At 63.4% G+C, this 13,236-nt stretch carries 12 protein-coding genes; 1 reads left to right on the top strand and 11 read right to left on the bottom strand.

What is annotated here, in order from left to right; all coding sequences use genetic code 11:
* Positions 1-10: 10 nt before the first annotated feature.
* The 7 genes from DMO26_RS00785 to DMO26_RS00755 form a co-directional block, all read right to left on the bottom strand.
* Positions 11-565: a GNAT family N-acetyltransferase gene (locus tag DMO26_RS00785; RefSeq protein ID WP_205421158.1), complete on the bottom strand. Its 555-nt coding sequence runs from the start codon at positions 563-565 to the stop codon at positions 11-13.
* A 13-nt stretch (positions 566-578) separates the two neighbouring features.
* Entirely contained in the window at positions 579-1,766 is a 1,188-nt protein-coding gene (locus DMO26_RS00780) for a M20 aminoacylase family protein (protein WP_117190118.1), read from the bottom strand.
* Positions 1,767-1,827: 61 nt separating this feature from the next.
* A complete protein-coding gene (locus tag DMO26_RS00775; RefSeq protein ID WP_117190117.1) occupies positions 1,828-3,165 on the bottom strand; it encodes an LLM class flavin-dependent oxidoreductase in 1,338 nt (445 codons plus the stop codon).
* 20 nt (positions 3,166-3,185) lie between these two features.
* Entirely contained in the window at positions 3,186-4,181 is a 996-nt protein-coding gene (locus DMO26_RS00770) for an MsnO8 family LLM class oxidoreductase (RefSeq protein WP_117190116.1), read from the bottom strand.
* A gap of 283 nt (positions 4,182-4,464) precedes the next feature.
* Positions 4,465-5,442: a helix-turn-helix domain-containing protein gene (locus DMO26_RS00765; RefSeq protein WP_117190115.1), complete on the bottom strand. Its 978-nt coding sequence runs from the start codon at positions 5,440-5,442 to the stop codon at positions 4,465-4,467.
* A gap of 351 nt (positions 5,443-5,793) precedes the next feature.
* A complete protein-coding gene (locus DMO26_RS00760; RefSeq protein WP_117190114.1) occupies positions 5,794-6,756 on the bottom strand; it encodes an aldo/keto reductase in 963 nt (320 codons plus the stop codon).
* Between the two features lie 155 nt (positions 6,757-6,911).
* Positions 6,912-7,805, bottom strand: a complete 894-nt coding sequence (locus tag DMO26_RS00755; RefSeq protein ID WP_117190113.1) for a BKACE family enzyme — start codon at positions 7,803-7,805, stop codon at positions 6,912-6,914.
* 278 nt (positions 7,806-8,083) lie between these two features.
* On the opposite strand from DMO26_RS00755, the gene DMO26_RS00750 reads away from it, so the two are divergent.
* Entirely contained in the window at positions 8,084-8,551 is a 468-nt protein-coding gene (locus DMO26_RS00750; RefSeq protein ID WP_117190112.1) for a nuclear transport factor 2 family protein, read from the top strand.
* A 119-nt stretch (positions 8,552-8,670) separates the two neighbouring features.
* Here DMO26_RS00750 and DMO26_RS00745 read toward each other — a convergent pair whose 3' ends face one another.
* From DMO26_RS00745 to DMO26_RS00730, 4 genes are read right to left on the bottom strand one after another with little or no spacing between them, the layout of a single operon-like run.
* The gene (locus DMO26_RS00745) at positions 8,671-9,450 is read right to left on the bottom strand and encodes an enoyl-CoA hydratase-related protein (RefSeq protein WP_117190111.1); all 780 of its coding nucleotides are present in this window, start codon (positions 9,448-9,450) and stop codon (positions 8,671-8,673) included.
* 27 nt (positions 9,451-9,477) lie between these two features.
* Positions 9,478-9,912 carry a Zn-ribbon domain-containing OB-fold protein gene (locus DMO26_RS00740; protein ID WP_117190110.1) on the bottom strand — a complete coding sequence of 145 codons (435 nt, stop codon included), beginning with the start codon at positions 9,910-9,912 and terminating at the stop codon, positions 9,478-9,480.
* Complete coding sequence (locus DMO26_RS00735; RefSeq protein WP_117190109.1) at positions 9,905-11,047, bottom strand: thiolase C-terminal domain-containing protein; 1,143 nt, start codon at positions 11,045-11,047, stop codon at positions 9,905-9,907. Before DMO26_RS00735 ends, DMO26_RS00740 begins: the two co-directional genes overlap by 8 nt.
* 27 nt (positions 11,048-11,074) lie before the next feature.
* A complete protein-coding gene (locus tag DMO26_RS00730) occupies positions 11,075-13,177 on the bottom strand; it encodes an acetate--CoA ligase family protein (protein ID WP_162894659.1) in 2,103 nt (700 codons plus the stop codon).
* Positions 13,178-13,236: the final 59 nt, after the last annotated feature.

Here is a 13,236-nt window from a genome sequence, read left to right as displayed (position 1 = left end):
CGCCGTCTCCTCACGCCGCGCCTTGCAGGGTGGCCGAGACGACCGCCTTGCGGGCTGCATAGGTGCCGAAATGGAGCGACTTCTCGAAGGGCAGCTTGCGGATGGTCTCCGGGTCCGCCGTGGTGTCGAACAGTGCGGAATAACCGTTGGTGAGATAGAGGCCGACGGCCTCCGGCTGGCGGAAACCGGTCGTCAGGTAGATGCGGGAATAACCCTGGCGCACCGCCTGCTCTTCCAGCTCGACCAGAACCTTGCGGGCAAGCCCCTGCCGGCGATGGGCCGAATGGGTCCAGACGCGCTTGAACTCGACCGTGCCCTCATCCGCATGTTTCATGAAGGCGCCGCCGGCGATCGCCTCACCGTCGCGCAGGAGCAGAAGGAAATTGCCTTGCGGCGGCGCAAAGACCTCCGGGGCGTAGCGGTTCATCTCCTTCGTCGCGCCTTCGGCGTCGTAAAAGCTGCCGTAGCGGCTGTCGTATTCGAAGGTCAATTCGTCGATCAGCGGCTTGGCCAGCGGATCAAGCGGTGTGGTGTAGAGAAAACGATCGCTCACGGTGCTCTCCATGGATATGTGCCAATCAGGATAGGAAGGTTTCGGCGAGCCGCACCCAGAACCGGGCCGCCGGCGCGATGATCTCGTCGTTGAAATTGTATTGGGGACTGTGCAGGGGCGTGCTGTCGCCGTTGCCGACGAAGAGATAGGAGCCCGGCCGAGCCTGCAGCATGTAGGCGAAGTCCTCGCTCGCCGTGCGCGGGCGGAAATCCGCGGCGACCTGTTCGGCGGGGAAATTCTCCTCCGCCACGCGCCGTGCAAGGCGGGTTTCCTCGACATGATTGACGACCGCCGGGAAACCGCGTCGGTAGTTGACCTCGGCATGGGCGCCAAAGCTCTCGGCCTGGGCTCGGGCGAGTGCCGGCACCCGCTCTTCCAGCCTGTCGCGGACGGCGGGTGAATAGGCGCGCGCCGTCAGCTTCAGTTCGACGCTTTCGGGAATGACGTTGGAGGCCGAGCCGCCATGGATGGAGCCGACCGTCAGCACCGCCATTTCCAAGGGATCGACATTGCGGGCGACGATGCTCTGCAGGGCCGTGATGAAGGAGGCGGACGCGAGCACCGGATCGACCGCTTCGTGCGGAGCCGCGCCATGTCCGCCCCTGCCGACGATGCGGATCAGGGCCTGGTCGACGGAAGCCATGGCGGGGCCCTCGACGAAACCGAACTGACCCGCCGTCACGCCCGGCCAATTGTGCAGGCCGAAGATCGCATCGACGGGAAAGCGTTCGAACAGTCCCTCGTCGATCATCTTGCGGGCGCCGGCGCCGACTTCCTCGGCCGGCTGGAAGATCAGCGTCAGCGTGCCGGAAAACGTCCCGTGCTCGGCGAGATAACGGGCAGCCGCAAGCAGGATGGTCGTGTGGCCATCATGCCCGCAGGCATGCATGACCCCTGGATTGCGGCTGGAATAGACGAGGTTCGTCGCTTCTTCGATCGGCAGCGCATCGATATCCGCGCGGATACCGATGCGCTTGCCGCCCTGTCCTCGCCTCAGCGTCGCAACCACGCCGTAGCCGCCGACGCCTTCGGTTAACTCATAGCCGTATGAGAGGAGGTATTTGGCCACGATGCCGGAAGTCCGCCGCTCCTGGAACGACAGTTCGGGATATTGATGCAGATCGCGCCTTATGGCGACGAGCTCATCGATCGAGGCAAGGATCGCGCGTTCGGCGCCGTCGCGGTGACGCGCGTCGTCAATGTGGATATTCATCGTCTTGCTTTCCGAAGGTTGGAGCCGCGCGATCCGCGCGGCCGTTTACCTCTTCAATGCGTCAGGCACGGACCTTCTGCGTTTCCGGCTGCCCGGCGGCATAAACGCTTTCACGCCGCGGCAGTCCAAGGTGATCGCGCAGCGTCTCACCTTCTAGATGCGGATCGAAATAGCCGCGCTCCTGAAGGATCGGGACGACGAGACGGATGAAATCGTCGAGACCCTCGGCGATCACCGGGAAGCCGAGGATGAAACCGTCGGCCGCACCTTGCTGGACCCAGCCGATGATCTTGTCGGCGATGGCTTCCGCCGTGCCGACGAACCCCTCGCGCGGGGTCGCCGCCTCCAGCGCGGCCTCACGCAGGGTCTGGCCCTTCTCCCTGGCGACACGCTTGATGCGATCGGTGGTGGAGCGAAAACTGTTCTTGCCGATATCGCCCAATTCCGGGAAGGGCTCATCCAGCGGATAGACGCTGAAATCGTGATGGTCGAAAAAGCGCCCGAGATAGGCGAGCGCGTCGTCGATCGAGATGAGATTGCGGATGATCTGGTATTTCTCTTCCGCTTCGGCCTGCGTCTCGCCGACGACCGGGCCGATGCCGGGGAAAATCTTCACGTCGTCTGCCGAACGCCCCTGCGCGATCGCCGCCTGCTTCACCCGGCGGGAGAAAGTCTGGTTGTCTTCAAGTGAGACCGCGTTGGTGAAGACCGCGTCCGCGTGCTTGCCGGCGAGCCCGATGCCCGCGTCGGAAGACCCGGCCTGAAAGATCACCGGCTGGCCCTGCGCCGAGCGCTGGATGTTGAGCGGGCCTTCCACCTGGAAGAAGCGTCCCTTGTGGTCGAGCCGGTGCAGTTTGTCGCGGTCGAAGAACTTGCCGCTTGTCCGGTCCCGAATGAAGGCGTCGTCGTCCCAGCTGTCCCAGAGACCCTTGACGACCTCGATATATTCATCCGCCATCTCATAGCGCAGCGCATGTTCCGGATGACTGCGGCTGTAGTTCTTCGCGGTCCCTTCGAGCGGCGTCGTCACCGCATTCCAGCCGGCCCGGCCGCCGCTCAGGAGATCGAGCGAGGCGAACTGGCGGGCAATGGTGAAAGGATCGCTGTAGGAGGTCGAGACCGTGCCGGCAAGGCCGATCTTCGACGTCACGGTCGCGAGCGCCGAGAGGATGGTCAGCGGCTCGAACCGGTTGAGGAAATGCGGAATGGATTTCTCGTTGATATAGAGTCCGTCCGCCACGAAGGCGAAGGCGATGCCGGCGGCCTCGGCCTTCAGTGCCGTCTGCTTGAAGAAATCGAGATTGACGCTGGCATCCACCGGGCTCTTCGGGTGGCGCCAGGAATTCATGTGCCCGCCGGCGCCCTGCAGCATGATACCGAAACGAATTTTCTTGCTCATCTTACAATCTCCTTGGGAAATCATGCGGCTGCGGAAAGCGGCCTGCGCGCCAGAAGCTCGACGGACGCGAGCCGCTCGTCGGCACCGACCGCCGGCGGTTCGAGAATGAATTCCTCGATGCCGTGCAGCTTCGAAAGGCGTGCCAATTCGTCGTGGATGCTTTCCGGCGTGCCGTGCAGCACGCTCGGCCTGCGCTCCTCGATGCGGTACTCCCTGGCACCGGCCTGTTTGGCGAACTCCTCGGCCTGCTCGCGGCGCCCGAGGCTGACCGACTGGCCATTGTCGAGAAAGACCTTAAAGACCTTCAATTCCGAAACCTGGGCCGCGGCATGCGCCGCACTTTCGGAGGCGAATGCCGCCAGCGCCAGGATCGCCGACCTGCCGCCGCTTTCCTTCCGGTAGATATCAAGGCTGAGGCGCAGGTTTTCCGGATCGCCGTTGAGATGTCCGGCGAAAACGAAATTCCATCCATGGTTGGCAGCAAGCCGCGCGCTATCCGGACTCGCACCCAAAAGGAACCTATCGGCAGTCACCGGCGGTTTCGGCCCCGAGAAGGCCAGGGCCTCGTCAGGTTCACCGGCGACGGCATTGTCGAGAAATGCCGTGAGGTCCGAGAGCTGAGCCTCGAAATCCGGCTTGGCGCCGCGATAGGCCTGAAGAGCGGCAGTCGCTTTAGGAAGGCCACCCGGTGTCTTGCCGACGCCGAGATCGACGCGTCCGGGCGCCAGCGACGACAGGAGGTTGAAGACTTCCGCCACTTTGTAAGGGCTGTAATGCTGCAGCATGACGCCACCCGACCCGACCCGGATGCGGGACGTATTGGCGAGGATCCACGAGACCAACACTTCCGGCGCGGAACTCGCAAGCTCGGTGCCGCCGTGATGTTCCGCAACCCAGAAGCGCCGATACCCCAGTTCCTCGGCCCTTTTGGCCAGATTGACCGTATTGGAGAGCGCCCCCACGGCGCTTTCCCCGGAGGAAACGGGGCTTTTGTCGAGAAGGCTCAGGGCGTACATCGGGGACCTCATGAATCATCACTGGAATGCCCGACTATTTGTCTATGGATTTAATAGACATTGAAGGGCGATATTTCTGATTGCAGCGACGAAAGCGGAAAATCATTTTGCCATCCGGCCGGGTGATCCGCCGCGTATTTCCATGAACCGATCAGCGCGACCCTTGCTTGTGGTCGTCGCTTTGCAAGCTTCAACGATTGTCGAGATAATGCGAGGGGAGAGCCGGAGCATCTTGATGTTGTGGCCAGCTTCGACGCCGCAAAAACCCCTGCAGGACCGTGCCTCAGAACGCTGGTGGATAGTCCATGACATCGCCGTCAGCGATATTCACTTGGGATCTGCGGCGCCGCATGAAGGCGATGACGGTTTCGATCCTGTCAACCGTTTCCTTGAGCGGCTCGATGATGCGTTCCTCGATCTTGCTGCGCGGGACGGCGGTGATGAAGAAGCTGACAGTCATCGACGCCAGAACGGCGCCGTCGTGGCGGATCGGCACGGCGACGGTGGTATTGCGTCGTGGCTCCGTCCGAGGCGATCTCAGCGCGTAGCCGTTCCTGCGCACATTGGCGAGAAGGGCGTTGTGCTGCGCTTCCTGCTCGGGGCCGAAGCTCCCGCCGCCTTTGGCGCGGATCATGGCGAACAGCGATTCCCGCTCCGCCTCCCCGCAAAAGGCCATATAGGCCCTGCCCATGGCGGAGGTCAGCAAATTCGGCCGGTTGTGCAACAGGGTATTGACGTGCACCCAGGGGCTGATCGCTCCCGTCCAGAACTGCACCGCGATCGCATCGCCATCCAGCGTGCCGATGCCGACAGGCCATTTGATGCTGTTGGTCAGATCGATTGCGAAGGGCCGGGATGCCTCGATCACTTCAGCAATGCCTTCATAACCGGCATGGAGCTCCTCCACACGATGCGTCACGCGATAACCGCCGCACATGTTGTCGCGCACGACATATCCATCGGCAATCAACGTATCGAGCATTCGCACGATGGTCGGTTTGGGAAGCCTGGTGGCCGCGTGAATGTCGCCGACGCTGCCGATCCGCAGCCGGTTGAGTATGCGCAGGATTTCCAGCGCGCGGCGCACCGATTCCACCGGGGGATAGGAGGGTTTGATCGCATCCGTCGTGCCGCGGCGGGAATTGGCGCGGCAACTCGGCATCTCGCGGCGGAAGCCGTCTTTCCAGACCGGGGGACGATCGCTCCCGGGAAGGACGTCTTCGCCGGCAATTGCATCGCTCGTCTGCGCGCTGAACTCCATGACAACCTCTCCGCGCCTTCTTCCCGCAGCGCCGCGGTCACGTCACCGGACGACGTCGGTCTTTCCGGATCGTCCGGCGAGCCATGCCTCCCCGCAAGAGACTCGCCCTCTGCCGATCACGGCATCCGTCCCGCCGCAGCATGGGCCGTCGCACTGGCCGGTCGCAACGGAGGACCCAACGAGTTTCGCATCGCGAAATCTTTAGCGAGTTTTCAATGCCGGGCAACGGCGATACCGCAGCCGATCCCGGCATAGACGCGATCGGAATGCCGCCGCATTCAGCGGAGACGGCGAGCTCCGGTCAGGCCGATCGCCGGACCGGTCCGCGACAATATCTATTCAAGATCGCGTCTATTCGAGATCGCCCGTGGCGGACGTAACCTTGCCGAAAGCCGCAGACAACCTGTCCAGAACGCCTGCGGGCAACGACGTGCCGTTGATCGCCGCGATATTTTCTTCCAGATGTGCGAGGCTGCCGGTTCCGGTCATCACGACGCTGATGCCCGGCATATGGCGGCAGAACCTGTAGGCAGCTTCCGTGAGCGATCCGGCAACGCCGTTTTCCAGCAGGAATCCCAGCGGATCTTCGGGATCGAGTGCATCTGCCGGGACTTCGCCCTGCGCCACGAGCTTCGCAACGAGGCCGTTCAGCGTCTCCTTGCGGGCCAGCGCACCACGCACGGCATACATGGCCATGACGCCGAGGTTCTTTTCCGTCGCCTGCGGCAGGACGAAACGGGCAACCGAAGGGTTGACGAAGTTGCAGCCCAGCATGAGCACATCCCAGACGCCATCCGCGACGGCGCTCTGCGCCATCCTATGCTCCGGATCGACGCCGAATGCTTCGGTGACGCCGAGAAAACGCAGCTTGCCCTCGTCGCGCAACCGCTGCAGTTCCGGCAGCAATTCGCCGCGGCAGAACTCGTATTGATGCGGGCGCACCCCGTGCAGCTGCAATATGTCGATATGATCGGTGCGGAGCGCCTTCAAACTGGCTTCGACGCTCCTGCGCATGTCGCCGGGAGCAACGAATTCACTGCCTTCGTAGGAACTGCCCTGGACAGTACAGCGCGCCTTGGTGGCCAGGATCACGCTGTCGCGCCGCCCCTCGATGCCGGCGCCGACGACGTCTTCCGTGCCATAGGCCGGGGCGGTATCGATGAAGTTGACGCCGCGATCAAGCGCAGCCCGGACGAGATCGATCGCCTCCGCCTTGCTTCCTCCGCGGCGCAGGCCGAGCCGGCTGTTGCCGCCGGCTCCGAGGACCGCCACGCTGACCTTCAGCCCGGTCCGCCCCAAGATTGTCGTATCCATTGTCTTCCGCCTCAGCCGCGGGGCATGGGATCGTCGTCCCCGTTCAGGACCCTGCCCGGTTTTCGAAAGTCGTAACGGGGCAGAGCCGAGATATCAACCAACCGGCCGGCTCCCTCAACGTGTATCGGTCGCCCCCCGCTCATGCGAAACCTCCCTCAGCTCGCCCTGGGAAGCTGCTTCCTCAGCCCCAGGATTTCGCGCGCTTCCGCCGGCGTTGCGACCCGGCCGCCAAGTTCCTTGAGGATACGCACCGCCTTTTTCACGAGAATGGCGTTGCTTTCGGCAAGCACGCCTTTTTCGAGATAAATATTGTCCTCCAGGCCGACCCGGACGTGGCCGCCGAGAAGCCATGCCTGCGCCAGCATCGGGAACTCCCATCGGCCGACGCCGAAGGCCGCCCAATGCGAACCGGCCGGCAGCAGCGATTTCATGTACATCAGGGTCTCCGGCGTGGCGATCGCGCCATAACGAATGCCGAGCACGATCTGGAAGAGAGCCGGCATGTCGAGCCGCCCCTCTTGAAGGAAATGATTGGCGAGCTGGATATCGCCGCTATCGAAGACTTCGAGTTCCGGCAGAACGCCCGCTTCGCGGATGATGTCCGCCATGATGCCGAGATTGCGAGGCGTGTTGATGACGACCGACGAGCCGGAATACATCGTGTTGAAATCGAGGCTGCAGATCTCGGGCCTCAGCGCGGTGACGTGTTCGACCCGGCGCTCCGGCGGCAGGAGGGTCGTGCCCGGCGCGGCGATGCTCGGCTCCTCCTCGCCTGGGATGAAACGCCCGCCGGGGCCAGTGGTGAGGTTGATGACGACGTCCTCGTCGGCCGCACGCAGACGATCGACGACCTCCCGGTAGTGAGCCAGTTCCATGCTCGGCCTGCCGTCCGGATGACGGACATGGATATGGACGATTGCCGCGCCGGCACGCACCGCCTCGAGACATGCATTTGCGATCTGCTCAGGCGTTATCGGCAGATAAGGCGTCTGCGAGGGACTCGTGATATTGCCGGTCACGGCACAGCTGATAATCGTCGGATTGGCCAATACGTTCTCCCTGGAAGCCGCCGTTCGTATTTCGAACGGCCTCTGGTGCCATTTGCCGGCGACCAACGGCAAATGGTTTGCTTTTCCATTTCGCGGACAGAAAACCTGGCCGGCAATTCCGGCTCGCCGATCGATGCCGCCAATCTTTTCGCGATAAGAAATAGCCTCCGTCTTTCCGGACGGGAACCGAAGCGCTGCCCTAGAACGGCGCGAACGGGCTGCGTCACCTGCTTCCGGCAAGTCGATCCAGCCCCTCGCCCGGACGACAGGAGTCGGCATTGTTCAATATCGAAGGGTTCAATATCGAAGACCAGATGAGCCTTGCCCGGGAACTGGAGCTCCGCCTCCACGATTTCTGGCACGACGTCGACACCAACTGGGGACGCCAGGCCGCCGATTTCTATACCGAGGACGGCGTTTTCGAAGCGAGCGAACAGACCTACCGCGGGCGCGAAAAGATCCGGCAGTTCTATGAATACCGGATCAGCCGCGGGCCGCGTGTGGCGGCCCATATCGTGAGCAATTTCCGGGTGGGTTCGGTATCTCGGAACGAAGCCGAGACCACCTGGTACCTGACCCTCTACGCTCATGATGGAGAACCGGTTCAGGTGTCCGCGCCACCGATCCAGATCGCACTCGCGACCGACCATTGCGTGAAAGGCGACGACAGTGTCTGGCGTTACAAAAACCGGAAATTCGAGACCTGGTTCAAGGGCGGCGTACCGACGACGACGTTCAAGGGATAGGGACCGGACGCATGTCCGTTGCAGCTCCGCAAGGCACCGGACTTCCAACCGGCGGTCTGACAGGCTTCGCGACGCTTCCAAGCCCCGCAACAGCTGTTGCCGGACAACGGCCCCGAAATTTACCGGTTTTTCCAGACCGGCTTCCGTTTTTCGGCGAATGCCCGGGGGCCTTCGAGAAAATCCTCCGTTGCGTTCAGCGTCGAATGGATCGGGTAGGTCGCCCGGATCGCCTCTTCGAGGCAGGGCTTGTCGAGGCTTGCGTACACGGCCTCCTTTGCAGCGCGGACCGCGATCGGAGCCAATTCAAGAATCTGCTCCGCCCAGGCGAGAGCCGCATCCAGCGCCTTGCCCTGCGGGACGACCTCGTTGACGAAACCGAGCCGCCGCCCCTCCTCCGCCGGCACCCGGCGACCGGTCAGGATGATGCCGAGCGCCTCCTTCTGGGCAATGATGCGCGGCAGACGCTGCACGCCGCCACCGGAGGCCATCATCCCCACCTTGCCTTCCGGCAGGCCGAAATAGGCGTTTTCCGAAGCGACGATCAGGTCGCAGGCGAGCGCCAGTTCGAAACCGCCGCCGAGCGCCAGGCCGTTCACCGCGGCGATGACCGGCTTAGTCAGATCGCAGCGCATCGCCAGCCCGCCGAAGCCCGTATGCGGCCGCGGACCGCGCTTGCCGGCGGCCTGCGCCTTCAGATCGTTGCCGGCCGAAAAAGCCCGGTCACCTGCCCCCGTTATGATGCCGACCCAGAGGTCGTCATTGGCGGCGAAATCGTTCCAGACCGCTTCGAGTTCGTGGCTGGCCTCGCGATTGAGCGCGTTCGCCACCTCCGGCCGGTTGATGGTGACGATCCTGACGCGTCCCCGATCCTCGACCTTGCTGTAAAGCAATCCGTCCATTGCATCCTCCCTCGCCAGTCAGATCCGTTATGCGCCGTTCTCCGCCGGCGACCAATGGATAAGCGTCATTTCGCCATTCGGCCCGGCGGTCACGAAATGCCCCTCGAGGGCCATGCCGATCCGGATCACGGAAGGATCGACATCGACGACATTGCCGATGATGCGCACGTTCGAAACCGCGTCGAGCGTGACGAAACCGACCGTATACGGCACCGAGGAAAACCCCTTGGCCGTGGGGCGGCCAACGATCGTGTAGGTGAAGAGCGTTCCCTTCGGTTCGACGCTCACCCATTCGACCTCCGTCGAATGGCAGCTCCGGCAGGTGATGCGCGGCGGCCAGCGATGCATCTGGCAATCGCAGCACTTCTGGATCCTCAATTGATGTTCGCGCGTGCCTTCCCAGAAGGGTATGAAGTTCGGATCGGTGAGGTCCGGCACCTGTATCTGGTCGAGCTCAAACATTCCGTCCTCCCAAAACGGCGAAACTTCCGTCGCCCAGCTGTCCCCACCCGCTCACGGCGATGAGACGGGCATTCTCGACCTGACGGACGCCGCATTCCCCGCGCAGCTGCCGGACGGCCTCGACGACGTGGTTGAGGCCGGCCTGATGCGCCTCCGACAGCATCCCGCCATGCGGATTGACCGGGAGTTTGCCGCCGAGCCGGATGCCACCGTCCGCAATCAGGGCCGCTGCCTTCCCATGCCCCGCAAATCCCGCCTCCTCAAGCTGATGCAGCAGCTCGAACGTGAAGCAGTCGTAGATCATGGCCGCATCCATATCCTCCGGACCCATGCCGAGATCGTTCCATACCCGGTTGGCGGCATAAGTCAGGCCGATGTCCATGAACGGCTCGCGGTTCGAGGTGTCGTCCGGCGAGACGCCCTGAGCCTCCGCAACGGAAAGGATGCGGATATCCCGCGCCCCGTTGCGGGCGGAAACGATGATCGCGCTCGCCCCGTCGGTTTCCAGGCAGCAGTCGTAGAGGGTATAAGGGTCCGCGATCAGGCGGCCGGCGAGATATTCCTCCATCGTCAGCTCGCGCCCATGCATCTGGGCATTTGGATTGAGATTGGCGTGAGCCCGGGCGGCGATCGCGATTTCGCCGAGCGTGCGCCGGTCGAGGCCATATTCGTGCCTGTATCGCTGGCAGAGGACCGCATAGCGCTGAGCCGGCGTATTCATGCCGTACACATATTCGAGATGGCGGCGAAAAGGCTGTCCGGGAAGGAAAGAGGGGCGATCCGCCTTGCGGGCCCCCGAACTGCCCTTGAGGCCACGAAAGAGCAGTACGTGCCTGGCGGCGCCGCTCAACACTGCCATCGAGGCAAGCCCGAGGCCGGAAACGGCGCCACAGCCTCCCATGTCGATCGTGGCCCGGAAGCGTATGCTCAGGGAAAGTTCCGCCTGGATCACGTCGTCGCCGACATGACCCGGATAGGGGATGATGCCGTCGATCTCCCCCGGCTCTATCCCGGCGTCCGCCGCGGCCGCCAGAACGGCCTCCACCGCCAGAACGTCGGCCGGCCGATCTATCTTCCTACGGTATTCGGTATTGCCGACCCCCGTGACGCAAGCCTTGTTCACTCCCCCGAACATCTCTTTCCTCCCCTCGCCTCGCTTATCTCAACGCCAGACGGCCCGCGCATCGACGATCGATATGCGCCCGCCCGACACCATGACCGGGTTCAGATCCACCTCCTGCAATCCATCTCCCTTGCTCAGAACCCAGTCTGCAAAATCCGCAAGGAACGAAACCAATGCTTCGCGATCGACGGCAGGCTGGCCGCGATATCCGTCGAGCAGCATGTTCAGCCGGCTGTTTCGCGCCAGAAGCCTGCGCAGCATCGACGGCGTGGTGGGGAGCACGGTTGCGGCGATTTCGCCATGCAATTCAGCCAGGGTGCCTCCGAGGCCGACCACCAGGACCGGGCCGAATGACGGATCGCGCTTCATCCCGACGAGGATCTCGACACCCTGCACCATCTTCTGCACCAGAACGGCGGCGCCCCTCAATTTCCTGCGCGAAGCGATCCCGATGAATGTTTCCACGGACGCTTCGACGGCCTGCCGGTCGGTCAGGCGTATCGCAACGCCGCCATCATCGGATTTATGGTTCAGATCGGCTGAACTGAGCTTCAGTACGACGGAAAAGCCGATCTTTTCGGCGCGGTCGGCAACATTTTTCGGATCGAGTGTCGCGGCAACGTCGAAGGGAGCGCAGGGCAGACCCGCTTGACGCAGGTCTTCGAGGGCTTCCGTCACGGTCCAGAACGACGCCGCGGAAGCCGGCGCCATCGAACCGCGTTCCGTCGGCGCGTCGAGAAGGGCCAGCAAACGCTCGGCCTCCTCGCGGTCCGCCTGGCTCTCCGAAAATCTAGCACAGGCTTTCCCGGCGCGGACGGCAAGCGGAAAATCGGCGAAAACCGGGATGCCGGCATCATCGAAGACCGCCTTCACCGCCTCCGACATTCCGACCCACGAGACGAAGACGTCCTGGGTGATCGTCTCGGCCGCCGCGACGATCGCCCGCGCCACGCCTTCAGCAAAGACGCCGCCCGCACCCATGGACAGAAAGATGGTATCGATGCCGTCATCCGTCGCAATCGCCGCGATCGCGCGCCGCATCTTGTCCGTGTTCCGCCACGTCCCACCGAAATCGGCGGGATTGCGGACGCCGTCCTGCCCCGTCGCCTCGGCTATCGCCGCGACCAGTTGCGGCGAGAATTCCGGCAGCTGCCAGCCCAACGCCTCGATCTGGTCTGCGCCAAGCGACGCGGCGCCACCGGAAACCGTCACTATGGCTGCGCGCCGGTTGCGGGGCAGATTGCCTCGCCGCTGCGGGCACTGCGCCATGGTGCGCGCGGTGCCGAAAAACTCCACGAAACTTTCCGTCTCGATAATGCCGGTCTCCCGCGCCACGGCCTCGAAGACCTCCTTCGTCCCGGCCACCCGGCCGGTATGGGACTGGACCGCCTCGCGCCCCTTGTCGGATTTTCCGACCTGCAGCATCGTCACAGGCTTGCCTGCCATCCGGGCCGCCAACGCCGCCCGCCGGAATGCCCGACCATCGCCGACGCCTTCCAGGAACAGCATGATCGAGCGGACGTCGTCGTCGTCGACCATCGCCTGCATCAGTTCCTCGATGCCCGTTGCGCTCTCGTCCCCGGTGCTGACGAGCCATGAGAACCCGACCCTGGACTGACCGAACCATTGGAGCATCGTCGAAAGCGTCGCCCCGCTCTGGGAAAGGCAGGCAATGTCGCCGGGCGGCACGCGCCCTCCGACCGTGCCGGATGCGAAACTTCCGTTGAGGCTGAGAGTGCCGTTCATGACCCCCATGGAATTCGGCCCGATGATCCGCATGCGAGAGGTCCGCGCAAGTCCGGAAATCCGCTCGCGGAAACTGTGCCGCTCGCTTTCGCTGCCGCTTTCGGCCGTCACCACGACGCTGGTGGCAACGCCCAGCCGAGCCGCCTCCTCCAGCGTGGGGATGACGAATTTGATGGGTGTCACCACGAACACCATGTCGGGAGGCGACGGCAGGTCCGACAGGGAAGCGAAGACAGGCAGGCCGAGCAATTCGGAACCCGCCAACCTCGGATTGATCGGATAGATCCTCGCACGCGACCCGCCCTCGACGAGGTTCGCAAGCACCCGCGCGCCGTAATAATTGCCGCCCTCGATGTCGGAAGCCCCTGCGACGGCGATTGCCTTGGGGGAGACCATTGCACCGCCTATGGCAGCCGCTTTCAAGGAAGTTGACGACATCTGCGAGGAATTACCGG

Source organism: Rhizobium terrae, assembly GCF_003425685.1.
In the GTDB taxonomy this organism is placed as follows: Bacteria; Pseudomonadota; Alphaproteobacteria; order Rhizobiales; family Rhizobiaceae; genus Neorhizobium; species Neorhizobium terrae.
This window is presented reverse-complemented; position numbering and strand designations above follow the sequence as displayed.